This is a genomic window from Streptomyces sp. NPDC023157 (assembly GCF_055560575.1).
Genome location: NZ_JBVHIL010000009.1, coordinates 94,212 through 114,855, shown reverse-complemented (window position 1 = coordinate 114,855; position 20,644 = coordinate 94,212). Strand labels below are relative to the sequence as shown.

The window sequence follows — 20,644 nt, the reverse complement described above, 5'->3', positions numbered from 1 at the left end:
TCACCGGTCTCTTTCGACAGGAACCTCATGAGCGACACATCCTCCCCCTTCGGCTTCGAGCTCGTGCGGCGTGGTTACGACCGCGGTCAGGTGGACGACCGCATTACCAAGCTCGTCGCCGACCGTGACAGCGCCCTGTCGCGCATCACCTCTCTGGAAAAGCGCATCGAGGAACTCCACCTCGAAACGCAGAACGCCCAGGCCCAGGTCAGCGACGCCGAGCCGTCGTACGCCGGTCTCGGTGCCCGCGTGGAGAAGATCCTCCGGCTCGCCGAGGAGGAGGCGAAGGACCTGCGTGAGGAGGCCCGTCGCGCCGCCGAGCAGCACCGCGAGCTGGCCGAGTCGGCCGCCCAGCAGGTACGCAACGACGCGGAGTCCTTCGCGGCCGAGCGCAAGTCGAAGGCCGAGGACGAGGGCGTCCGGATCGTCGAGAAGGCACAGGGCGAGGCCAACTCGCTGCGCTCCGAGGCGCAGAAGGACGCGCAGTCGAAGCGCGAGGAGGCGGACGCCCTCTTCGAGGAGACCCGCGCCAAGGCCGCCCAGGCCGCCGCGGACTTCGAGACCAACCTGGCCAAGCGCCGCGAGCAGTCGGAGCGGGACCTGGCCGCGCGTCAGGCGAAGGCCGAGAAGCGTCTGGCCGAGATCGAGCACCGCGCGGAGCAGCTGCGCCTGGAGGCCGAGAAGCTGCGCACGGACGCGGAGCGCCGGGCCCGCCAGACGGTGGAGACCGCGCAGCGCCAGGCCGAGGACATCGTGGCCGACGCGAACGCGAAGGCCGACCGGATCCGCAGCGAATCGGAGCGCGAGCTGGCGGCGCTGACGAACCGCCGCGACTCGATCAACGCGCAGCTGACCAACGTCCGCGAGATGCTGGCCACGCTGACCGGTGCCGCGGTGGCCGCGGCCGGCTCCCCGATCGACGACGAGCGGACCGCGGGCGTCCCCGCCCAGCAGTCCCGCTAGCCGCCGGCGGCCCGTGGGGCCGTCAGGAGCGCCCGAAAACCCCCTGTCATTCCGGTGGCGGGGGGTTTCGCGTGCCCGTAGGTTGATACGCATGATCGAGCTGCAGGGCCTCACCAAGCGGTACGGGTCGAAGGTCGCGGTCGACCGTCTCAGCTTCACCGTGCGGCCCGGGGTGGTCACCGGATTCCTGGGGCCGAACGGGGCGGGCAAGTCGACCACGATGCGGATGATGCTGGATCTGGACAACCCGACGAGCGGGACGGTCCGGATCGACGGCAAGCACTACCGGGAGCTCCAGGAGCCACTGAAGTACATCGGGGCGCTGTTGGACGCCAAGGCGATGCACGGCGGCCGCTCGGCGTACAACAACCTGCTGTGCCTGGCCCAGGCGAACCGCATCCCGGAGCAGCGGGTCGGCGAGGTGCTCGATCTGGTGGGCCTGACGGCGGTGGCGCGGAAGAAGTCGAAGGGCTTCTCGCTCGGCATGGGCCAACGGCTGGGAATCGCCTCGGCGTTGCTCGGGGATCCCGAGATCCTGATGTTCGACGAACCCGTCAATGGTCTGGACCCCGAGGGAATTCACTGGATCCGCAATCTGATGAAGGCGCTCGCGGCGGAGGGCCGGACGATCTTCGTTTCCAGCCATCTCATGAGTGAAATGGCGCTGACGGCGGATCATCTCATCGTCATCGGGCAGGGAAGGCTGCTGGCCGACACGTCGATGGCGGATTTCATCCAGCAGAATTCCCGGAGTTACGTACGGCTGCGCTCCCCGCAGCAGGAACGCCTGCGGGATCTGCTGCACGCCAACGGTCTTGTCGCCGTCGAGGCGGGCGGCGGGACGCTGGAGGTCGACGGGACGACGACCGAGAAGCTGGGCGAGCTCGCGGCCTCCCATCAGATCGTGCTGCACGAGCTGAGCTCCCAGCGGGCCTCGCTCGAAGAGGCGTTCATGCAGATGACGGCGGGTGCGGTGGAGTACCACGCGCACGGGACGGACGTACACGGTGGCGGGGGCGTGCCCCACGCCCCGGCCGACGGGCCCCGCTGGGGCGAGAGCTTCGAGGGAGCCTGATCCATGGCAGCGGCATCCGCGGTCCTCCAGTCGGAATGGACCAAGATCCGGACGGTTTCGTCGACGGTGTGGACGCTGGCGTGCGCCCTGCTCGTCACGGTGGCGATGAGCGCGGCGCTGTGCGCGCTGATGAGCTCCCAGTACGCCAAGCTGTCCGACGTCGAGCGCGCGACCTTCGACCCCACCTTCCTCAGCTTCTCCGGGATGGTGCTCGGGCAGCTGGCGATGGTGGTCTTCGGCGTGCTGGTGGTCGGCACCGAGTACTCCTCGGGCATGATCCGCACCTCGCTGGCGGCCGTGCCGCAGCGCGCGAGTTTCCTCTTCTCGAAGATCGCCGTGGCCGGGGGTCTCGCCCTGCTGGTGGGCCTCGCGACCAGCTTCCTGTCCTTCTTCCTCGGCCAGGCGCTGCTCGGTGACCACCGCACCACGCTGGGCGCGGACAACGTGCTGCGGGCGGTGGTCGGCGGCGGCCTCTACATGGGCCTGATCGCGATCTTCTCGATGGGTGTGGCGACGATGCTGCGCTCCTCGATGCTGTCGCTCGGCATCCTGGTGCCGTTCTTCTTCCTGATCTCCCAGATCCTGTCGGCGGTGCCGAAGGCCAAGGAGGTCGCCCGTTACTTCCCCGACCAGGCCGGCTCCAAGATCATGCAGGTCGTGCCGGACGCGATGGGCTCGGACAAGGCGCCGTACGGGCCGTGGGCGGGCCTCGGGATCATGCTGATCTGGGTGGCGGCGTCGCTGCTCGGCGGCTACCTGGTGCTGAAGAACCGGGACGCGTAGCTCCCCGCTCCTTGGGCGCCTTACGGGAACGTCACGGTTCCGCTTCGTCGGAACCGTCAACGGCTGGTTAAGCTCCTAGCTCATACGGGGGGCTCCGGCCACCGGCCTTCACGCCCCGACGACGACCTGACCTGTCGATGGGGCTGGAGAATGATCGAGGCAGTCGGCCTGACGAAGCGCTACGGCGCCCAGACGGCCGTGTACAACCTTTCCTTCCAGGTGAGGCCCGGCCATGTCACCGGCTTCCTGGGCCCCAACGGCTCGGGCAAGTCCACGACCATGCGCATGATCCTCGGCCTGGACACACCGTCCGCCGGCCATGTCACGATCGGCGGCCACCCGTTCCGGCAGCTGCCGAACGCGCCCCGGCAGGTCGGCGCGCTGCTCGACGCGAAGGCCGTGCACGGCGGCCGCAGCGCCCGCAACCACCTCCTGTCGCTCGCCCAGCTCGCCGGGATCCCGGCGCAGCGGGTCGACGAGGTGCTCGGGGTCGTGGGCCTCCAGGACGTCGCCAGGCGCCGCTCCAAGGGCTTCTCGCTCGGCATGGGGCAGCGGCTCGGCATCGCGGCGGCGCTCCTCGGCGACCCGCAGGTGCTGCTCTTCGACGAGCCGGTCAACGGCCTGGACCCCGAGGGCATCCTCTGGGTGCGCAACCTGATGAAGAAGCTGGCCTCCGAGGGGCGGACGGTCTTCGTCTCCAGCCATCTGATGAGCGAGATGGCGCTGACCGCCGACCACCTGATCGTGATCGGCCGGGGGCAGCTGCTCGCCGACATGAGCGTGACGGACTTCATCTCGGCGAACTCGGCGGACTTCGCCCGGGTCCGCACGCCGGGGACCGAGCCGCAGCAGCGGGAGAAGCTGACCACGGTGCTCACCGAGGCCGGCGGCCAGGTGATGCCGGAGCCGGACGGCGCGCTGCGGGTGACCGGGCTCCCGCTGCACCGGATCAGCGACCTGGCGCACGGCGCGGACGTGCGCCTGTGGGAGCTCTCCCCGCACCAGGCCTCGCTGGAGGAGGCGTACATGCGGATGACGCAGGGCACCGTCGACTACCGCTCGACCGACGACCGGCTGGCCCACCTCCAGGCGCCGCAGCCGCAGCCGCCGTACGGGCACCGGCAGCCGGAGGGGTACGCGGTCCCGGAGGTGCCGCAGCAGGGCTGGTACGCCCCGCCGCCGCCCGGACAGAACCCGTACGCCACCCCGCAGAACCCGCAGCAGCAGGGCCAGAACCCCGAGGACGCCCGATGACCGCCCCGTACGCCTACGTCTCCCCCATCCCGGTCCGCAGGGCGCACCTCGGTGACGCGCTGGCCTCCGAGTGGACGAAGATCCGCTCGGTGCGCTCCACGATGTGGACGCTGGGGGTCATGGTGCTGCTGATGGTGGGCATCGGCCTCGGTGTCGCGGGCATCGCGTCGGCCTCGAACGCCCCGATGGAGGAGGCGTCCGCGCTCGGCTTCGGCTTCTTCGGGATGCTGCCGGCCTCGATCTGCGTGATCACGCTGGGCGTCCTGACGGTCACCTCCGAGTACGGCACCGGCATGATCCGTACGACCCTGACGGCCTGCCCGAGCCGGGCCCGGGTGCTCACGGCGAAGGCGATCGTCTTCTTCCTGCTGGTCTTCACGGTCACCACCGTGGTGGCGGCCCTCGTGGGGGCCGCGCAGGTCGCCATGGTGGACACGGCGGCTACGCCGACCACGGCCGAGTGGCTGCGGGCGACGGTCGGGGCGGGCGCCTACCTCGCCCTGCTCGGGCTGGTGTCGCTGGCGGTGGGGACGCTCATCCGGCACTCGGCCGGCGCGATCACGGTGATGATCGGTCTGCTGCTGCTCCCGCTGGTGGCGGCCCTGTTCATGTTCTCCGAGGCGCTGAAGTCGGTGCAGGAGTTCCTGTTCACCTACTCGATCCCCTCGCAGATGATCGCGCTGTACAGCGACGCCGCCCCCTTCGGGGAGAACGGCCCGGCGGGCTGGGAGCCGCTGTGGATCGTGCTGGGGGCCGCCGCGGTGACGCTCGGCGGCGGCTACGCCCTGCTGAACAGCAAGGACGTGTAGGACCCGGCCCCGGGCTCCCCGGGGTCAGTACTTCGGCGCGTTGCGGGACCGCTGCACCCGGCTGGTGCGGCGGTCCTTCGCGTTCCAGCAGGCCTTGTGCCAGTGCCTGCGGTCGTCCACTCCCCCGTACTCGGGCCAGGCCACCACGTGCGGGGCGCCGCCGGGGATCTCCTGGTCGCAGCCGGGGCAGCGGTAGCGCTTGCCGGGCGCGCTGGCGCCGGCGACATGGCGGACGTACCACTCCTCGCCCTGCCAGGTCTCGCTGCGCTGCGAGCCGCCGTACCGGTCGCCCGGGTCACCCTGCGGATCGGGGTTCGCGCCTCCTCGGGCGCGGTTGTGGCGCGGGGACACTTCGACACCTCACGGGGGCGTAGACACTGAAGGTTCCGTCCAGCCTACGGGCCGCGACGGAGTCGTTCCGCACCCACCCGTGGCGGATCAGCCGAAAATCGCAAGAACTTCATGAACGCCCGTTGCCTTTGGCACGTGTCAGACGTTGTTGCCGGTACGAGGGGGAGTTCACGAGGGGGAGAACGCGTCGGCCGCAAGGAGGCAGAAGGCGATGCGCGTGGGTACGTTCGTGCTGGCCGCCCAGTTCCCGGGCCAGGGCCAGCAGGAGGCGCTGCACCGGGCGGTGCGGACCGCCGAGGCGGCCGAGGAGGCGGGGCTCGACTCCGTCTGGCTCGCCGAGCACCACTTCGTGCCGTACGGGGTCTGCCCGTCGGCCGTCACCCTGGCCGCGCTGCTCCTCGGGCGCACCCGCCGGCTGCGGGTCGGCACGGCGGTCAGCGTGCTGCCGAGCGCCCACCCGGTCGCGCTGGGCGAGCAGGCCGCCCTGCTGCACGTGACCTCCGGGGGAAGATTCACCCTCGGGGTGGGCCGGGGCGGGCCGTGGGTGGACCTGGAGGTGTTCGGCCCGGGGCTCCCGGCGTACGAGGGGGGCTTCCCCGAATCGCTGGACCTGCTGCTCCGCTGGCTGCGCGAGCCCCGGGTCGGCGCCCAGGGGGAACGATTCGCTTTCCGTGAGGTGGCCGTCGTGCCGGCCCCCGGCGAGCTGATCGGCGGACCGGCCTCCCCCGAGGTGGTGGTCGCCTGCACCTCGCCGACGAGCGTGCGGCTGGCCGCCGAGCGGGGGCTGCCGATGCTCCTCGGCATGCACTGCGGGGACGAGGAGAAGGCCGAGATGGTCGCCTGCTGGGAGCGGGCCGCGCGGGAGGCCGGGCGCGGGCGGGACGAGATCGAGCGGATCGGCGCCGGGCATGTCTCGGCCGGTGTGGTGCAGCTCGCGGACCGCGGCGCGGACGCGGCGGAGGTGCTGGTGAAGGCGATGCCGGGCTGGCTGAAGCAGGGGCTTGACGCCCATGTGACCGTGGACGGCCGGCAGCGGTCGATGCGCGATCCGGTGGCGTACACGGAGCTGCTGTGCGGGCTGCACCCGGTGGGCACGCCGAAGCTCGCGGCGGACCGGCTCGCGGCGACCTCCGAGCGGACCGGGATCACCCGCTTCGCGCTGCTCGCCGAGGGCTCGGGCGAGCTCGCCGGCACCGAGGAGAACGTGCGGCGGCTGGGCGCCGAGGTGCTCCCGCTGCTGGTCTGACCCGCGTACGGGTGGGGCAGGACCGTGCTGCCGCTTCCGCGTCTCTTCGCTCTCCCGCGACGCGGAGCGACAGCACCAGGCCTTGTCAGCAGTCGCGCAGTTCGGGCGACTGGTTGAGCAGCTGGCCCCGTATGGAGGTGAAGCGGGCGAGCCGCTCGTCCACGGCCGGGTCCAGCGGGAAGACCGCCACGCGGTGGCAGTTCTGGAAGGCGAGACGCACACCGAAGTGCCGCTGGAGCGCACCACGGATGGCATCGCTCGCCAGTGCGCGCAGCAGCTGACCACGTGCCTGCTCGTCCGGCGGCGGCGTCTGGTTGTCGGCGAACTCGCCGCCGTCGACCTTCAGCTGTGCCACCAGAGAGCTGATCATCTCCCATGCGTAGGGCAGGGAGGTCCGGACGCAGTCGACGAAGTCGGCTTCGTCGACCTCGCCTCGCTCGGCCTGTTCCAACAGCGCCGGTGAGACGTCGAGCGACATGGGTTCTCCTCTCGCGACCCCGACGGGCGGGGTCTTGCGGGCAGGGTCAGAGGCCGGCGACGCGCACGCAGCGTGCACGGGCGACGACCTCCTGTCTTCCACGGTAAGCGCGCCGGTCTGCCCGCACCAGGAGATTGGGCACACAACCGGCCAATAAGTGACGGTCGTTGGGCGTGCGCCGGGCGGGCGTAACGGCCCGAATCGCGTCGGAAGGCGTCCGTCTTGTAGCGTTGCGGACCATGCGTCTCGTCATTGCCCGCTGTTCCGTGGACTACGCGGGCCGGCTCACCGCCCACCTGCCCTCCGCACCCCGTCTGATCCTGGTCAAGGCAGACGGCAGCGTCTCCATCCACGCGGACGACCGCGCGTACAAACCGCTCAACTGGATGTCGCCGCCGTGCACCCTGAAGGAGGGGGCCGACGGTGAGGCGGGCATCTGGACCGTGATCAACAAAGCGGGCGAGAAACTGATCATCACGATGGAGGAGATCCTCCACGATTCCTCGCACGAGCTCGGTGTCGACCCCGGTCTGATCAAGGACGGCGTCGAGGCGCACCTGCAGGAGCTGCTCGCGGACCGTATCGAGACGCTGGGCGAGGGGTGGACGCTGGTCCGCCGCGAGTACCCGACGGCGATCGGCCCGGTGGACATCCTGTGCCGCGACTCCGACGGCGCGACGGTCGCGGTGGAGATCAAGCGGCGCGGCGAGATCGACGGCGTCGAGCAGCTGACCCGCTACCTGGAGCTGCTCAACCGCGACCCGCACCTGGCGCCGGTCAAGGGCATCTTCGCGGCCCAGGAGATCAAGCCGCAGGCCCGCGTGCTCGCCAACGACCGCGGCATCGACTGCGTGGTGCTCGACTACGACGCGCTGCGCGGCATCGAGGACGACAAGCTGCGCCTGTTCTGACCTTACGGACACAGGTACGAGTAAGGCCCGGGTGCCCCATGGCATCCGGGCCTTCGTCGTACTCGGGGTCCGCGGGTCAGGCCGGGTTCGCGCCCGTGTCCGCGGGGGCGGACTCGGAGCGGGAGGCGGTGGCGGAGCCGCTGGGGTTGTCGGTGGGCGGCGTCGTCGTCGGGTCGGTGGGCGGCGTCGTCGTCGGCGGGTCGGTGGGCGGCGTGGTCGACGGGGTGACCGGCGGCTTCGTCGTCGGGTTGGTCCGCGTCGGCGACAGCGTGGGCCGCGGCGGCGCCGTGGTGGTGGCCGCCGGGTCGCTCGGGGTGGCGCTGCCGGTCGCGGACGGGGAGCCGGTGGGGGCCGTCGGGGTGCCCGGGGAGCCGGTGCCGCCGGGGGTGGCGGTGCCGGTGGGCTGCGGGGCGCCCGGGTCCGAGGGGCGGCTGGTCGAGTCCTCGGTGGGCTCGTCGTCGCCCGGGGTGCCGTCCCCGGTGCCGTCGCCCTGGTCGGCGGTGCTGTCGGAGGTGACCCGGTCGTTGGCGGGGTGCTCGTCGTTGCCGGAGGTGGCGCCGATGGTGACGACCGTGCCGAGGACGGCGACGAGCAGGGCGCCCGCGCCGACGGCGGCCAGGTTGCGGCGGGCACCGGCGACGATGCCCTTGCGCAGCCCGGGGCGGCCCTGGTCCTGCGCCTGCTCGGGGGCGGTGAGGACGGTCGGGGCGTCGTCGGGGAAGGCCGGGAACGCGGCGGCGGCGGCCGACGCGGCGGACCCGGCGAGCGGGACGACGGCCGTCGGTGCCGTCGGCGGGGCCTGCTGGGGGCCGGGGAAGGCGGAGAAACCGGAGAGGTCGCGCGGTGCGGCGAGGGCGGGGAAGGCGGGCTTGGCCGCGGGCGGGGCGGCCACCGGGACGCCGCGGGGCGGCGAGGCCGGGCCTTCGCGGCGGGCCGGCGCGGCGGGCGTGGCGGGCGGCTCGGGCTCGACCGGGGTGGACTCGCCCGTGAGGTCGGCGACGAGCGCGAGGGCGCGGCGGCCGGCGACGGTGCCGCGCTTGTCGGCGAGGGCGCCGCGCAGGCCGATGGAGGCCTCCAGTTCGGCGCGGGCCCGCTGGAGGCTGCCGGCGCAGAGCGCGAGAATGCCCAACTCGTGGTGGAAGTAGGCCTCTTCGGCGACCTCGCCGGCCCGCCGGGCGGCTTCCTGGCCGCTGCGCAGGGCCCGCTCCCAGGCGCCCCAGTGGAGGCCGGCGGCGAAGGCGGGCGCGGCGGCCCGGGCGAGCTGGACGGCGGTCGTGGCGTGCTCGGCGGCGGCGCCGGGGACGAGCGCGCCGAGGGCGGCGAGCAGGGCGTCGGCCTCGGCGGTGGCGCGCTCGGGGGTGACGGAGGGGTGTCCGGCCCACCAGGCGTAGTGCTGGGCGACGGTGTGGGCGCGGCCGGCGGCGTCCTCCTCGTACCCCTGGGCGAGGAGCTGGGTGAGGACACCGGCGGCGAGGCGGTAGCGGGAGCCGACCGGGGAGAGCAGTCCGCAGCCCATGAGCTCGCCGAGGGCCGCGTCGGCGTGGGTGTCGCCGACGAGGGCGGGCAGGTGTGCCTGGTGCGGCACCTCGCCGCCGAGGGCGACGGCGAAGCGCAGGGCGTCCTGGGCGGCCCGGCTGAGCCGGGAGGCGAGCAGGGAGGCCGGGGCGGCGCCCTCGCCGAGGCTCGGCAGCGGTACCTCGCGCACCTCGACGTCGGGGTCGGTGGCGGCGTCGACGGGGGCCGGGGCGGGCGCGACGGGGGCGCCGGAGGGTCCGAAGGCCTCCTCCAGGGCGCCGAAGGCGTCGAACTCGGCGGGGGCGACCCGGAGCCGGTCGCGCTGCCGGAGCAGGGCCCCGGCCTGGACGAAGCGCAGCGGCAGGCCCTCGGACTCGAACCAGAGGTCGCCGGCCCAGTTGGCCTCCTCCTCGGTGAGGGTGCGGCCGACGGCGCTCTCCAGGAGCTCGACGGCGGCGGCGCGGCCGAGTCCGGTGAGCGCGACCTCTTCGAGGGCGGCCTCGGGCGAGGCGGCGGGGGTGTCGGGGGTGACGCCGAAGAGGAAGGCGCAGTCGGGGGTGGCGGCGAGCAGGTCGTCGAGGGCGGTGCCGCCGAACTCCAGGTCGTCGACGAGGACGATGGCGCCGATGCGGCGCACCTCAAGGAGGAGTTCCTCGCGGTCGGGCCGGAACCCGGGCGCGTACTGGACGGTGCGGAAGAGCTCGTACAGCAGCTCGGTGGGGGTGCGGTGGTGGCCGGAGAGGTGGACGACGCCATCGGGGGCGATGCCCGCGCAGTCGGCGGCGACGGCGGCGAGGAGGGTGCTGCGGCCGGAGCCCGCGGGGCCGGTGAGGCGTGCGGAGCGGCCCCGGCTGAGGTGCTCGACGAGGAGTTCGCGCTGTTCCTGCCGTTCGAGCAGGGGCAGGGCGGCGGCCGCGGGGCCGGGCGGTACGGGGGGCGCGGCGGCGCGGGCGGCTTCGGCGCGCTCCTCGGCGGTGCGGCGGCGGGGGGCCGGGGGCTGTTCCCCGGGCGGGCAGACCTCTATCTCGCTGCCGTCGACGGGGTTGACGGTGAGCAGCAGGCCGCCGGCGACGACGCGGGTCGTGCGGACCCGGGCGGGGGCGGTGGACGCGGGCAGGAGTGCGGCGTGTCCGGGGCGGGCGTCCTCGCCCTCGGTGTCGTGACCGTACTCCTCGGGTCCCCGGTTGATCGGGTCCATGGTCCAAGCTCCCAAGCGGCGGGCGATGTGCAGGCGAGCCGACCCTAGACGGTTGTCCGAGCTCCGGGAACAGGCGGGGTGCCGTGGAGACCAAGACGTCACGGTCTTGTGAGGATTGGGTGTGACGCCTGGTTTCCACAGCTGCTTCACAGGTGCGCCGGTGTCACACGGGCACTCCTGTCACGGGTGACGCGGGGTCAGACGCGGGGCAGCGACTCCGCCGCGAGGCCGCCCTCGATGGCGAGGATGCGGTGCAGCCGGGTGGCCACGAGGAGACGCTGCATCTGGGGCGGCACCCCGCGCAGCACCAGTCGGCGTCCGCAGCGGCCGGCTCTGCGGTGGGCGCCCATGATGACCCCGAGCCCGGTGGCGTCCCAGGAGTCGAGGCCGGTCAGGTCGAGCACGAGGTCGCCGACTCCGTCGTCGACCGCCGAGTGCAGGACCGTACGGGCGTCCGCCGCGCTGCGGACGTCGAGGCGGCCCCCGACGACCAGCTCGACGTGGTCGCCCCTGATGTGCATATGCGCTCCCCGAGAGTGCTCCGTCGTGTGCCCGTCTTCGCAACGACTGACTGCCGCATCGGCAGAAGCGTTGCGCCTTGTAAGCGAACTGATATCGAAATTCACCCCTGCGGGCGATGGCGCGGGGGACGGTCGGACCCCTGTGCGGACCCCGTACCGACCCCCGTGCGGAATCAGTACGTGTAGAAGCCCTGCCCGCTCTTGCGCCCGATGTCACCCGCGTCCACCATCCGGCGCATCAGCTCCGGCGGGGCGAACTTCTCGTCCTGGGTCTCGGTGTAGATGTTGCTGGTGGCGTTGACGAGGATGTCGACGCCGGTGAGGTCGGTGGTGGTGAGCGGCCCCATCGCGTGCCCGAAGCCCAGCTTGCAGGCGATGTCGATGTCCTCGGCGGTGGCCACGCCCGACTCGTACAGCTTGGCGGCCTCGACGACGAGCGCCGAGATGAGGCGGGTGGTGACGAAGCCGGCGACGTCGCGGTTGACGACGATGCAGGTCTTGCCGACGGACTCGGCGAACTCCCGCGCGGTGGCGAGGGTGGCGTCGCTCGTCTTGTAGCCGCGGACCAGCTCGCAGAGCTGCATCATCGGGACCGGCGAGAAGAAGTGGGTGCCGACGACGGCCTCCGGGCGCTCCGTCACCGCGGCGATCTTGGTGATCGGGATGGCGGAGGTGTTGGAGGCGAGCACGGCGCCGTCCTTGGCGACCTTGTCGAGGGCGCGGAAGATCTCGTGCTTGACCTCCAGCTTCTCGAAGACGGCCTCGACGACGATGTCGGCGTCGGCGACGGCCTCCAGCTCGGTGGTCGCGGTGATCCGTCCGAGGGCGGCCTCGGCGTCGGCGGCGTCCAGCTTGCCCTTGGCGACGAAGCGGTCGTACGAGGCCTTGATGGTGTCGGTGCCCCGGGTCAGCGCGGCGTCGGTGACGTCCCGCAGGACGACGTCCCAGCCCGCCTGGGCCGAGACCTGCGCGATGCCGGACCCCATGAGTCCTGCCCCGATGACGGCGAGCTTCCTGGCCACGTCTTCCACCCCTCTATGCCCTCAACAACTGTTCACTTCTGGTTCTTCGGCGGAGATTAGCGGGCCCGGGGCGCCAAGTGACCGTGAAGTAACGCGCGTCACGCCCGGTTTGACGGACGTCACACTCGCGACACCCCGCCGGCGGGCCGCCACGCCTCGCGCTATACCCCTGGGGGGTATACACTCGGCTGTCATGCGTCGCTACGACCCGAGAGCCGCCCCCGCGCCGCTTCTGCTGCTGGCGGGCATGATCAGCCTGCAGTTCGGCTCCGCCCTCGCCAAGACGCTCTTCGAGCAGACCGGCCCGGCCGGGGCGACCCTGCTGCGGCTGCTGTTCTCCGCGACGCTGCTCTGCCTGTTCTCCCGGCCCGCGGTACGGCTGCTCCGCGGCCACTGGCGGCTGCTGCTGCCGTACGGGGCGGTCTTCACCGTCATGCAGTTCGCGTTCTACGAGGCCACCTCCCGGCTCCCGCTGGGCGTGGTCGTCACCCTGGAGTTCAGCGGGCCGCTGCTGCTCGCCGCGCTGACCTCACGGCGGGCCCTGGACCGCCTCTGGGTGCTGCTCGCGGCGGCCGGACTGCTCGTCCTCGGCGGTACGCGGGGCCTGGACGACCCGGTCGGGCTCGCCGCCGCCCTGCTCACCGGCGCCGCCCTGACCGGCTACATCCTGCTCGGCGCCCGGGTCGGGCGGGCCGTCCCGGGCGGCGGGGGGCTCGCCCTCGGCCTGAGCGTCGCCGCCGTGCTCGCCCTGCCGACCGCCCCGGCCCTCGGCCTGCCGCCGCTCGCCGTACTCACCGAACCGGCCGTCCTGGCGGCGGCGCTCGGGGTGGCCGTGCTGACCACGGTGATCCCGTTCTCCCTGGAGTTCGCCGCGCTGCGCCGGCTGCCGCCGCGGGTGTTCGCGGTGCTCTCCACCGTCGAACCGGTCATCGCCGCCCTGGTGGGCCTGACCCTCCTGGGCGAACACCTCGCGCCGCTCCAGTGGGCCGCCGTGCTCTGCGTGGTGGGCGCGGCGATCGGCACGGGCGTGGGCGCGGCGAGCACCCCGAAGGACCGCGGGACCGACGACGGGCCCCGTCCCGACCCCGACCGCTCCCCCGTACCCGACCCGTCCTCAGCACCGTCCGATCGGACTTCACCGAAGCAGAACGGAGTGCACCAGACATGACCCCCACCACCCTGAGCACCGAGCGCGCCGCCCGGGTCGCGCCCCTCCTGGAGACCGTCTCCCGTACGACCCGCTCGGCCGTGCTCGTCGCCGGCGGCTACTTCGAGACCGCCGCCGGGATCGGCGCCTTCTCGCTGAACTCCTTCGGCCTCGCCCTGGAGACGGGCGCGGTGGCCCGCAGGCTGCACCGGGGCAACAAGGTGCTCTACGACGTCATCGTCAACGACCTCGGCATGTCCTGCTCCAGCGACGCCTGTACGGTCCCGGCGCCGGGCTCGCCCGCCGCCGAGGTGCTCGATCTCGGCCCGCTCGACGCCGCGGCGGCCGCGGCCGGGGTCGCGTACTCCGTCACCCGCGAGCGGACCCTGCGCAACCGGGCCGCCCGCGCGATGAAGGACGCCGCGCGCGGGGCGGAGCTCCTCCCGCCGTTCGCCCGCGAGGGCGACGAGATCCTGTTCCGCTCGCGGAGTTACGCGAAGGTCCTCGCCGGCGTGGTCAAGGACGCCCGTGTGGTGCCGCGCTGCCCGCTGATCGTCGCCGAGTACTTCGCCCGCTACTTCGCCCGGCTGCGGGCCTTCCCCGACTGCCCCCGCCGCCATGTCGTCGACATCAACTCCCTGGCCGACCGCGACAAGGTGACCAAGGGCGCCGAGATCTACCTGCGCACCCGGGGCACCTCCGACGAGGAGATCACGCTGGTCTTCGCCGACGCGGAGTGCGCCGACCCGATCGCCCTGACCTACTCCGCGTACGACTTCTGAGGGAGCGCGACATGGCGACGATCTATCTCGACCACCAGGCGACCACCCCGATGGACCCGGCGGTCGCCGACGCGATGCACACCGCGGCCACGGAGTGCTTCGCCAACCCGTCGAGCCCGCACGCGGCCGGCATCCGGGCCTTCCGCGAGGTCGAGCGGGCGCGCGGCACGGTGGCCCGGTTCATCGGGGCGGCGCGCAGCGAGATCTACTTCACCTCGGGCGCCACCGAGGGCAACAACCTCGCCGTCAAGGGCGTCGTCGGGCGCGGCCCGGGCGGCCTGGTCCGGCATGTGGTGACGACGGCGGTGGAGCACAAGTCCGTGCTGGACACCTGCCGTTCGCTGCGCGCGGCGGGCCACGAGGTGACGGTGCTGCCGGTCGACGCGGAGGGCCGGGTGGACCCGGCGCGGGTGGCGGCGGCGCTGCGGCCCGAGACGGCGCTGGTGTCGGTGATGCTCGCCAACAACGAGGTCTCCACGATCCAGCCGGTGGCCCGGATCGCGGAGCTGACCCGGGCGGCCGGGGTGCCGCTGCACTGCGACGCCACCCAGGGCGTGGGCACCCTTCCGGTGGACGTGCGGGAGCTGGGCGTCGACCTGCTGACCTTCTCGGGGCACAAGATCTACGGCCCGAAGGGCATCGGCGTCCTGTACGTCGCCAACGAACTGTCGGACCGGGCTCCGCTGGTGCCGCTGCTGCACGGCGGCGGGCAGGAGCGCGGGCTGCGGGCGGGCACGCTCAACACGGCCGCCGTCGTCGGTCTCGGCACGGCGGTGGAGCTGCTGGCGGCGGGCCGCGACCGGGAGGCGGGCCGGCTGGCGGCGCTGCGCGGGCGGTTCCTCGCGGAGCTGGCCGGGCTCGTGCCGTACACGCTCAACAGCGGTACGGGCGTGGGGTTCCTGCCGCAGGCGGTGAACCTGTCGTTCGAGGGGGTGGACGCGCAGCAGCTGCTCCTGGAGGTCACGGCGGTCGCCGTGTCCTCGGGTTCGGCGTGCAACAGCTCGGCGCAGGAACCGTCCCATGTGCTGACCGCGATCGGGCTGCCGCCGGAGCGGATCCGGGGCAGCGTCCGGGTGGGCTTCGGCCGCTTCACCACGGAGGAGCAGGCGGTCCGCGCGGCCGGTGCCCTGGCGGCGGGGGTGCGGGCGGCTCAGCCGGTGCGCACCGCGTAGTCGAGCACGCGCCCGCCGAGCAGGTCCTCGATCTCGTCGAGCAGGTCGAGGGCCTCGCGGGAGACCTCGGAGGCCTTGCGGCCGGCGGTCATCTCGGCGCTGATGAAGCCGATGACGGTGTCCTGGATCCAGGCGATCTGGCCGCCGACGAGCAGCGGCATCGGGTCGTCGGCCGGGGCGCCGGTGTCCTCGCGGAGCGCGGCGACGGTGGTCTCGCGGACCTGCTGCTGGAGGTGGAAGAGGCGGGCCTTGAGGGTGGGCGCGTCGTCGATCACCCGCATGAAGGCGTCGTAGCCGTCCATCAGTCCGTACGCGGGTGAGACGGCGGTGATGTGCCCGCGGATCTCGCGCAGCACGGCGCGGGCCGCGGACTCCCCCTGGTCCCGGCCGCGGATCATCCGGGCGAGCCGGTGGGTGATGCCCTCCATGCGGTCGAGGAAGAGGTCCTCCTTGGCCGGGAAGTAGTTGTAGACGGTGTTGACGGAGACGTCCGCCGCCTCCGCGATCTCGGCGACCGTGACGGCCGTGAAGCCGCGCTCCAGGAAGAGCCCGGTCGCGATGTCCGAGATCCGCTGTTTCGTCTGCCGCTTCTTGCGTTCCCTGAGCCCCTCAGCCATGCGCCCATCCTAGGCGCCCTGAAATCTTGGAGGCATTGCAAAATTTAAGAGACTCTGTTTTTGTGGTCACCATGCCAATCATCAGCACCTCCGGGCTGTCCCGGACCTTCCGCACGCCCCAGGGCGAGGTCCACGCCGTCCGCGGGATCGACCTCACCGTGCGGCCCGGCGAGATCCTCGGCTTCCTCGGGCCCAACGGAGCCGGCAAGACCACCACCCTGCGGATGCTCACCACGCTGCTCGCGCCCACCGGCGGCGCCGCCACCGTCGCCGGCCACGACCTGCTCCGCGACCCCGTCGGCGTACGGCGCAGGATCGGCTACGTCGCCCAGGCCGGCGGGGTCGACCCCCAGGAGACCGTGCGCTCCGAACTGGTCCTCCAAGGGCGCCTCTACGGGCTCCCCCGCCCCCGCGCCGAGGCCCGCGCCGCCGAACTCGCCGAGGACCTGGACCTGACCGCGCTCCTCGGCCGCTCCACCACCGCCCTCTCCGGCGGCCAGCGGCGGCGCCTGGACCTCGCGCTCGGCCTCACCCACCGCCCGGAGCTGCTCTTCCTCGACGAGCCGACCACCGGCCTCGACCCGGGCAGCCGCGCCGACCTGTGGGCGCTGGTGCGCCGGCTGCGCGACGAGCACGGCACCACCGTCGTCCTGACCACCCACTACCTCGACGAGGCCGACGCCCTCGCCGACCGCCTGGTCGTCGTGGACCAGGGCGTCGTCATCGCCGACGGCACCCCCGCCGCGCTCAAGGCCGCGCACGGCGCCGACACCCTCCAGGACGCCTTCCTCGCCCTCACCGGACGCGGCCCCGCGCCCACCGACACCACGCCCGTCGCCGTCTGACCGCGCGCCGACGCCAGCTCCAGGAGTTCCCCATGCTTCTCCACGACACCGCCGTGCTCTTCGGCCGCTACGCCCGGCAGACCCTGCGCTCGCCGTTCCAGATCTTCTTCGGCGTGCTGATGCCGCTGCTCTACCTGCTCCTCTTCGGCCCGCTGCTCACCGGCCTGCCGCTCGGCCGCGCCGGCGACTCCTGGCAGGTCCTGGTCCCCGGACTGCTGCTCCAGCTCGGCCTCTTCGGGGCCTCCTTCGCCGGCTTCGCGGTCATCATGGAGAAGAACTGGGGCGTCCTCGAACGGATGCGCGTCACCCCCGTGAGCCGGCTCGCGCTGCTCCTCGGGCGGGTCCTGCGGGACGCCACGCTCTTCGTCTTCCAGGCCGTGCTGCTCGTGCTCGCCGCCCTGCTCATGGGGCTGCGGGCACCGCTCGCGGGCATCCTGATCGGCTTCGGCTTCGTGGCGCTGCTGACCTTCGCGCTGGCCTCCCTCTCGTACGCGCTGGCGCTGAAGCTGCGCAGCCCCCAGGAGTTCGGCCCCGCCGTCAACACCCTCGCCGTCCCGTCGATGCTGCTGTCCGGGCTGATGCTGCCGATGACCCTCGCCCCCGGCTGGCTCGACGTGCTCTCGCGGCTGATGCCGTTCCGCTACCTGGTGGACGCGGTCCGCGACGCCTACGTCGGGCGGTACGCGACCACGACGATGCTGTACGGGGTGCTGGTCGCCGTCGGACTCGCGGCGCTGGCCGTGACGGTGGGCACACGCACCTTCCGCAGGGCCCACGCCTAACTAGGCTGGCCCCATGGTCAATCTGACGCGCATCTACACCCGCACCGGCGACAAGGGCACCACCGCCCTCGGCGACATGAGCCGGACCGCCAAGACGGATCTGCGGATCTCCGCCTACGCCGACGCCAACGAGGCCAACGCCGTCATCGGCACGGCCGTCGCGCTCGGACAGCTCGACGAGGACGTCGTGAAGGTCCTCGTCCGCGTCCAGAACGACCTGTTCGACGTGGGCGCCGACCTGTCGACCCCGGTGGTCCCCGACCCGCAGTACCCGCCGCTGCGCGTCGAGCAGTCGTACGTCGACAAGCTGGAGGCCGACTGCGACCTGTTCCTGGAGCGGCTGGACAAGCTGCGCTCCTTCATCCTGCCCGGCGGCACGCCCGGCGCCGCGCTGCTGCACCAGGCGTGCACGGTGGTCCGGCGGGCGGAGCGCTCCACGTGGGCCGCGATCGAGGTCCACGGCGAGACGATGAACCCGCTGACCGCCACGTACCTCAACCGCCTATCGGACCTGCTCTTCATCCTGGCCCGGACGGCGAACAAGGAGGTCGGGGACGTCCTGTGGGTCCCGGGCGGGGACCGCTGACGGGCCCGGAGCCGCTCCCCGCCCCGCCGTGGGCGACTCCTTCGGCGCCTTCTTCGGCGCCTTCTTCGGGAAGACGGCGTACGAGAGGGCGATGAGGCCGTGGATGCCGGCCGCCCGCCAGGCCACGGCGATCCAGCCCTTGAGCGACGTGGTGTCGCCGGAGTCGCCGACGTACCAGGCGGCCAGGAGCAGCAGGCCGGTCGCGACGGACGCCGCCACCAGCGAGCCGAGCCACACCAGGCCCTCGTGGCGGGCCCGGGCCATCCCGTACTTCGGCGGCCCCGCGGGCGGCGGGCCGCCGCCGAGGCGGTGGGCGGCGTGTCCGTCGAGCCACCGCACCGTGCGGTGGCCGTGGCCGACGGTGTAGCCGATGTAGACCGCGGCAAGCCCGTGCTTCCAGCTCGGGTCGGCGCCGTTCTTGAGGTCGATCGCGGTGACCACGAGCAGCACGACCTCCAGGAGCGGCTCGCACAGCAGCAGGGCCAGGCCGAGGCGCGGCTTCCTCAGCAGGTAGCGGGCGGCGAGTCCGGCGGCGAGCAGGACCCAGAAGCCGACCTCGCAGATCACGATCAGAGTGACGATCACGGGACTCCCCTTCCGGTACCCCACCAGCCTCGCGGCCGCCCGGGCCGCCCGCGTCGTCGCCGGTGAGGAACCGCGCCTACATCCTTCGACGGAGGGACGGCTCGGCCTGTACGGGGACGTCCCGCGCGGGAGCGGCGTGTTGGATGGAGGGGTGCGCCTTCCCCGACCTCACCGTGACGACCTGCTCATCGCGTCCGCCGGCCTCGCCTGCGGCCTGCTGCTGTGGTCGTTCGGGCTGTACACCAAGGTCGACAACGTCTTCCCGCAGCCCTGGGCGACTCTGATCCCGCTCGTGGTGATGGCCTCGATGGAGGCCGTACGCCGCACCGCGCCCCGGACGGCCCTGGCCGTCGGCACCCTCGCGCTCGTCGCCGACCAGTTCACCAACGGCAATCTCGCCACCGTGCTCATGTTCACGGACGTCGTCTACGCCGCCGTGGTGTACGGGCCGCCCGCCTCGGCCAAGCGCATCCCGTACTCGACGGGGCTGATCACGGTCGGCCTGACGATCGGCCTGCTGGTGTGGTGGCAGAACGCGATCGCCCTGCTGGTCGGCGTGGTCAGCGGCATGCTGTCGTTCCTGCCCGCGGTCACCGGCGCCGTCGTGCGCAACCACCGGGAGGCCGCCGAGTCGGCGCGGCTGCGCGCGGAACAGACCGCGCTGCTGGCCGAGATGGACCGGGCGCAGGCGGTCGTCGCCGAACGCGCCCGGATGGCCCGGGAGCTGCACGACATGGTCGCCAACCATCTGTCGGCCATCGCGATCCACTCCACGGCGGCGCTCTCCCTCGACGACGAGGCCACCACCCGGCAGGCCCTGGGCGTGATCCGGGAGAACAGCGTGGCCGGGCTCGCCGAGATGCGGCGGCTGATCGGCCTGCTCCGGGACAGCGCCGAGGACACCGCGCCGGCGGCCGTGCCCCGGCTCTCCGGTCTGGACGCGCTGGTGGCGCAGGCCCGCACGAACGGGGCGAGCAGCGGTCTGTCGTTCCGGCTCGACGACCGGCGCGCGGAGACCGGGGAGCTTCCGGCGCCGGTCGAGCTGGCCGCGTACCGGATCGTCCAGGAGTCACTGACCAACGCCCTCAAGCACGCGGCGGCCGGTACGGTCACCGTGACCCTGGAGCGGGACGAGCGGGCCCTGACGGTGCGGGTGACCAGCCCGTTCGGGGACCGTGCCGGCCCCCGCGCGCCCGGGTCGGGGGCCGGTCTGGTCGGGATGCGGGAGCGGGTGGCGCTGCTCGGCGGGGAGTTCGGGGCGGGGCCCGTGCCGGACGGCAACGGGACGAGGATCTGGCGGGTGCGGGCCGAGCTGCCCGCCGAGGAGAGGACACCGGAGGCATGACGATCCGGATCGTGGTGGCGGAGGACCAGAGCGCGGTGCGCGCGGGGCTGGTGCTGATCCTGGGCAGCGCCCCGGACATCGAGGTGGTCGGCGAGGCCGCGGACGGCGAGCGGGCGGTGGAGCTGGCCCGTGAACTGCGCCCGGACCTGGTCCTGATGGACGTGCAGATGCCCCGGATGGACGGGGTGACGGCGACCCGTCTGGTGGTGGCGGAGGGCCTGGCGGACGTGCTGGTGCTGACCACCTTCGACCTGGACGAGTACGTCTTCGGGGCACTGCGGGCCGGGGCCTCGGGGTTCCTGCTGAAGAACACGGACGCGAAGGACCTGATCGGGGCGGTGCGGACGGTGGCGGGCGGCGAGGGGCTGATCGCGCCCGCGGTGACCCGCCGGCTGATCGCCGAGTTCGCTGCCCCGCGCCGTCCCGCGCCGACGGTCGATCCGGGGATCGTGGACCGGCTGACGCCCCGTGAGCGGGAGGTGCTGGGGGCCCTGGGGTCGGGTCTGTCGAACGCGGAGATCGCGGTCCGCCTCGACATGGCGGAGGCCACGGTGAAGACGCACGTCAGCAAGGTGCTGGGGAAGCTGGAACTGCGCAGCCGGGTCCAAGCGGCGGTGCTGGCACAGGAGTTGGGGATCCAGTGACGGAGCCCCGGGA

General features: G+C 72.8%; 22 protein-coding genes. 15 read left to right on the top strand and 7 right to left on the bottom strand.

Features of this window, described 5'->3' with window-relative positions:
* The first annotated feature begins 27 nt into the window (after nt 1–27).
* The 5 genes from ACZ3ZE_RS29225 to ACZ3ZE_RS29205 all read left to right on the top strand — a co-directional run bounded on the left by ACZ3ZE_RS29225 (nt 28) and on the right by ACZ3ZE_RS29205 (nt 4,884).
* Complete coding sequence (locus ACZ3ZE_RS29225) at nt 28–963, top strand: coiled-coil domain-containing protein (RefSeq protein ID WP_351666294.1); 936 nt, start codon at nt 28–30, stop codon at nt 961–963.
* Between the two features lie 91 nt (nt 964–1,054).
* Nucleotides 1,055–2,038: an ABC transporter ATP-binding protein gene (locus ACZ3ZE_RS29220; RefSeq protein WP_361175499.1), complete on the top strand. Its 984-nt coding sequence runs from the start codon at nt 1,055–1,057 to the stop codon at nt 2,036–2,038.
* 3 nt (nt 2,039–2,041) lie between these two features.
* Nucleotides 2,042–2,821, top strand: coding sequence for an ABC transporter permease (locus ACZ3ZE_RS29215; protein WP_361175502.1), 780 nt, complete (start codon nt 2,042–2,044; stop codon nt 2,819–2,821).
* Between the two features lie 150 nt (nt 2,822–2,971).
* Complete coding sequence (locus ACZ3ZE_RS29210; protein ID WP_361175505.1) at nt 2,972–4,075, top strand: ABC transporter ATP-binding protein; 1,104 nt, start codon at nt 2,972–2,974, stop codon at nt 4,073–4,075.
* Nucleotides 4,072–4,884, top strand: coding sequence for an ABC transporter permease (locus ACZ3ZE_RS29205; RefSeq protein WP_361175508.1), 813 nt, complete (start codon nt 4,072–4,074; stop codon nt 4,882–4,884). The genes ACZ3ZE_RS29210 and ACZ3ZE_RS29205 overlap by 4 nt, the downstream gene beginning before the upstream one ends.
* A 24-nt stretch (nt 4,885–4,908) precedes the next feature.
* Here the strand turns inward: ACZ3ZE_RS29205 and ACZ3ZE_RS29200 are convergent, their stop codons facing one another.
* Nucleotides 4,909–5,235: an ATP/GTP-binding protein gene (locus ACZ3ZE_RS29200; RefSeq protein WP_361175511.1), complete on the bottom strand. Its 327-nt coding sequence runs from the start codon at nt 5,233–5,235 to the stop codon at nt 4,909–4,911.
* 211 nt (nt 5,236–5,446) lie between these two features.
* On the opposite strand from ACZ3ZE_RS29200, the gene ACZ3ZE_RS29195 reads away from it, so the two are divergent.
* Nucleotides 5,447–6,481, top strand: coding sequence for an LLM class flavin-dependent oxidoreductase (locus ACZ3ZE_RS29195; protein ID WP_361175514.1), 1,035 nt, complete (start codon nt 5,447–5,449; stop codon nt 6,479–6,481).
* Between the two features lie 85 nt (nt 6,482–6,566).
* Here ACZ3ZE_RS29195 and ACZ3ZE_RS29190 read toward each other — a convergent pair whose 3' ends face one another.
* Nucleotides 6,567–6,959: an SCO5389 family protein gene (locus ACZ3ZE_RS29190; RefSeq protein ID WP_361175517.1), complete on the bottom strand. Its 393-nt coding sequence runs from the start codon at nt 6,957–6,959 to the stop codon at nt 6,567–6,569.
* 239 nt (nt 6,960–7,198) lie between these two features.
* On the opposite strand from ACZ3ZE_RS29190, the gene nucS reads away from it, so the two are divergent.
* Nucleotides 7,199–7,870 carry an endonuclease NucS gene (gene nucS, locus ACZ3ZE_RS29185; RefSeq protein ID WP_329424257.1) on the top strand — a complete coding sequence of 224 codons (672 nt, stop codon included), beginning with the start codon at nt 7,199–7,201 and terminating at the stop codon, nt 7,868–7,870.
* Between the two features lie 76 nt (nt 7,871–7,946).
* On the opposite strand, the gene ACZ3ZE_RS29180 is transcribed toward nucS, so the two are convergent.
* The 3 genes from ACZ3ZE_RS29180 to ACZ3ZE_RS29170 form a co-directional block, all read right to left on the bottom strand.
* The gene (locus tag ACZ3ZE_RS29180; RefSeq protein WP_467261401.1) at nt 7,947–10,583 is read right to left on the bottom strand and encodes a P-loop NTPase family protein; all 2,637 of its coding nucleotides are present in this window, start codon (nt 10,581–10,583) and stop codon (nt 7,947–7,949) included.
* Nucleotides 10,584–10,780: 197 nt separating this feature from the next.
* Nucleotides 10,781–11,104, bottom strand: a complete 324-nt coding sequence (locus ACZ3ZE_RS29175; protein ID WP_024761898.1) for an STAS domain-containing protein — start codon at nt 11,102–11,104, stop codon at nt 10,781–10,783.
* Between the two features lie 173 nt (nt 11,105–11,277).
* On the bottom strand, nt 11,278–12,126 hold the full coding sequence (locus tag ACZ3ZE_RS29170; protein ID WP_329424254.1) for a 3-hydroxyacyl-CoA dehydrogenase family protein: 849 nt from the start codon (nt 12,124–12,126) through the stop codon (nt 11,278–11,280).
* Nucleotides 12,127–12,319: 193 nt separating this feature from the next.
* On the opposite strand from ACZ3ZE_RS29170, the gene ACZ3ZE_RS29165 reads away from it, so the two are divergent.
* The 3 genes from ACZ3ZE_RS29165 to ACZ3ZE_RS29155 are packed head-to-tail and all read left to right on the top strand — an operon-like array spanning nt 12,320 to nt 15,227.
* Nucleotides 12,320–13,294, top strand: coding sequence for an EamA family transporter (locus ACZ3ZE_RS29165; RefSeq protein WP_467261399.1), 975 nt, complete (start codon nt 12,320–12,322; stop codon nt 13,292–13,294).
* Entirely contained in the window at nt 13,291–14,055 is a 765-nt protein-coding gene (locus ACZ3ZE_RS29160) for a hypothetical protein (RefSeq protein WP_467261397.1), read from the top strand. The genes ACZ3ZE_RS29165 and ACZ3ZE_RS29160 overlap by 4 nt, the downstream gene beginning before the upstream one ends.
* Nucleotides 14,056–14,066: 11 nt before the next feature.
* On the top strand, nt 14,067–15,227 hold the full coding sequence (locus ACZ3ZE_RS29155) for a cysteine desulfurase family protein (RefSeq protein ID WP_361623920.1): 1,161 nt from the start codon (nt 14,067–14,069) through the stop codon (nt 15,225–15,227).
* Here ACZ3ZE_RS29155 and ACZ3ZE_RS29150 read toward each other — a convergent pair.
* Nucleotides 15,206–15,844, bottom strand: a complete 639-nt coding sequence (locus ACZ3ZE_RS29150; protein ID WP_361175533.1) for a TetR/AcrR family transcriptional regulator — start codon at nt 15,842–15,844, stop codon at nt 15,206–15,208. The genes ACZ3ZE_RS29155 and ACZ3ZE_RS29150 overlap by 22 nt on opposite strands.
* A 71-nt stretch (nt 15,845–15,915) precedes the next feature.
* On the opposite strand from ACZ3ZE_RS29150, the gene ACZ3ZE_RS29145 reads away from it, so the two are divergent.
* Genes ACZ3ZE_RS29145 through ACZ3ZE_RS29135 form a run of 3 tightly spaced genes read left to right on the top strand, consistent with a single transcriptional unit; the run spans nt 15,916 to nt 18,057 of the window.
* Nucleotides 15,916–16,689 carry an ABC transporter ATP-binding protein gene (locus tag ACZ3ZE_RS29145; RefSeq protein WP_361175536.1) on the top strand — a complete coding sequence of 258 codons (774 nt, stop codon included), beginning with the start codon at nt 15,916–15,918 and terminating at the stop codon, nt 16,687–16,689.
* A gap of 32 nt (nt 16,690–16,721) precedes the next feature.
* Complete coding sequence (locus ACZ3ZE_RS29140; protein ID WP_361175539.1) at nt 16,722–17,471, top strand: ABC transporter permease; 750 nt, start codon at nt 16,722–16,724, stop codon at nt 17,469–17,471.
* A gap of 13 nt (nt 17,472–17,484) precedes the next feature.
* Nucleotides 17,485–18,057: a cob(I)yrinic acid a,c-diamide adenosyltransferase gene (locus ACZ3ZE_RS29135; RefSeq protein WP_361175542.1), complete on the top strand. Its 573-nt coding sequence runs from the start codon at nt 17,485–17,487 to the stop codon at nt 18,055–18,057.
* On the opposite strand, the gene ACZ3ZE_RS29130 is transcribed toward ACZ3ZE_RS29135, so the two are convergent.
* Nucleotides 17,974–18,642, bottom strand: coding sequence for a hypothetical protein (locus ACZ3ZE_RS29130; RefSeq protein ID WP_467261395.1), 669 nt, complete (start codon nt 18,640–18,642; stop codon nt 17,974–17,976). The genes ACZ3ZE_RS29135 and ACZ3ZE_RS29130 overlap by 84 nt on opposite strands.
* A 151-nt stretch (nt 18,643–18,793) precedes the next feature.
* On the opposite strand from ACZ3ZE_RS29130, the gene ACZ3ZE_RS29125 reads away from it, so the two are divergent.
* Together ACZ3ZE_RS29125 and ACZ3ZE_RS29120 are read left to right on the top strand one after the other, a co-directional pair.
* The gene (locus tag ACZ3ZE_RS29125) at nt 18,794–19,987 is read left to right on the top strand and encodes a sensor histidine kinase (RefSeq protein ID WP_361175548.1); all 1,194 of its coding nucleotides are present in this window, start codon (nt 18,794–18,796) and stop codon (nt 19,985–19,987) included.
* On the top strand, nt 19,984–20,631 hold the full coding sequence (locus tag ACZ3ZE_RS29120) for a response regulator (protein WP_467261393.1): 648 nt from the start codon (nt 19,984–19,986) through the stop codon (nt 20,629–20,631). Before ACZ3ZE_RS29125 ends, ACZ3ZE_RS29120 begins: the two co-directional genes overlap by 4 nt.
* Nucleotides 20,632–20,644: the final 13 nt, after the last annotated feature.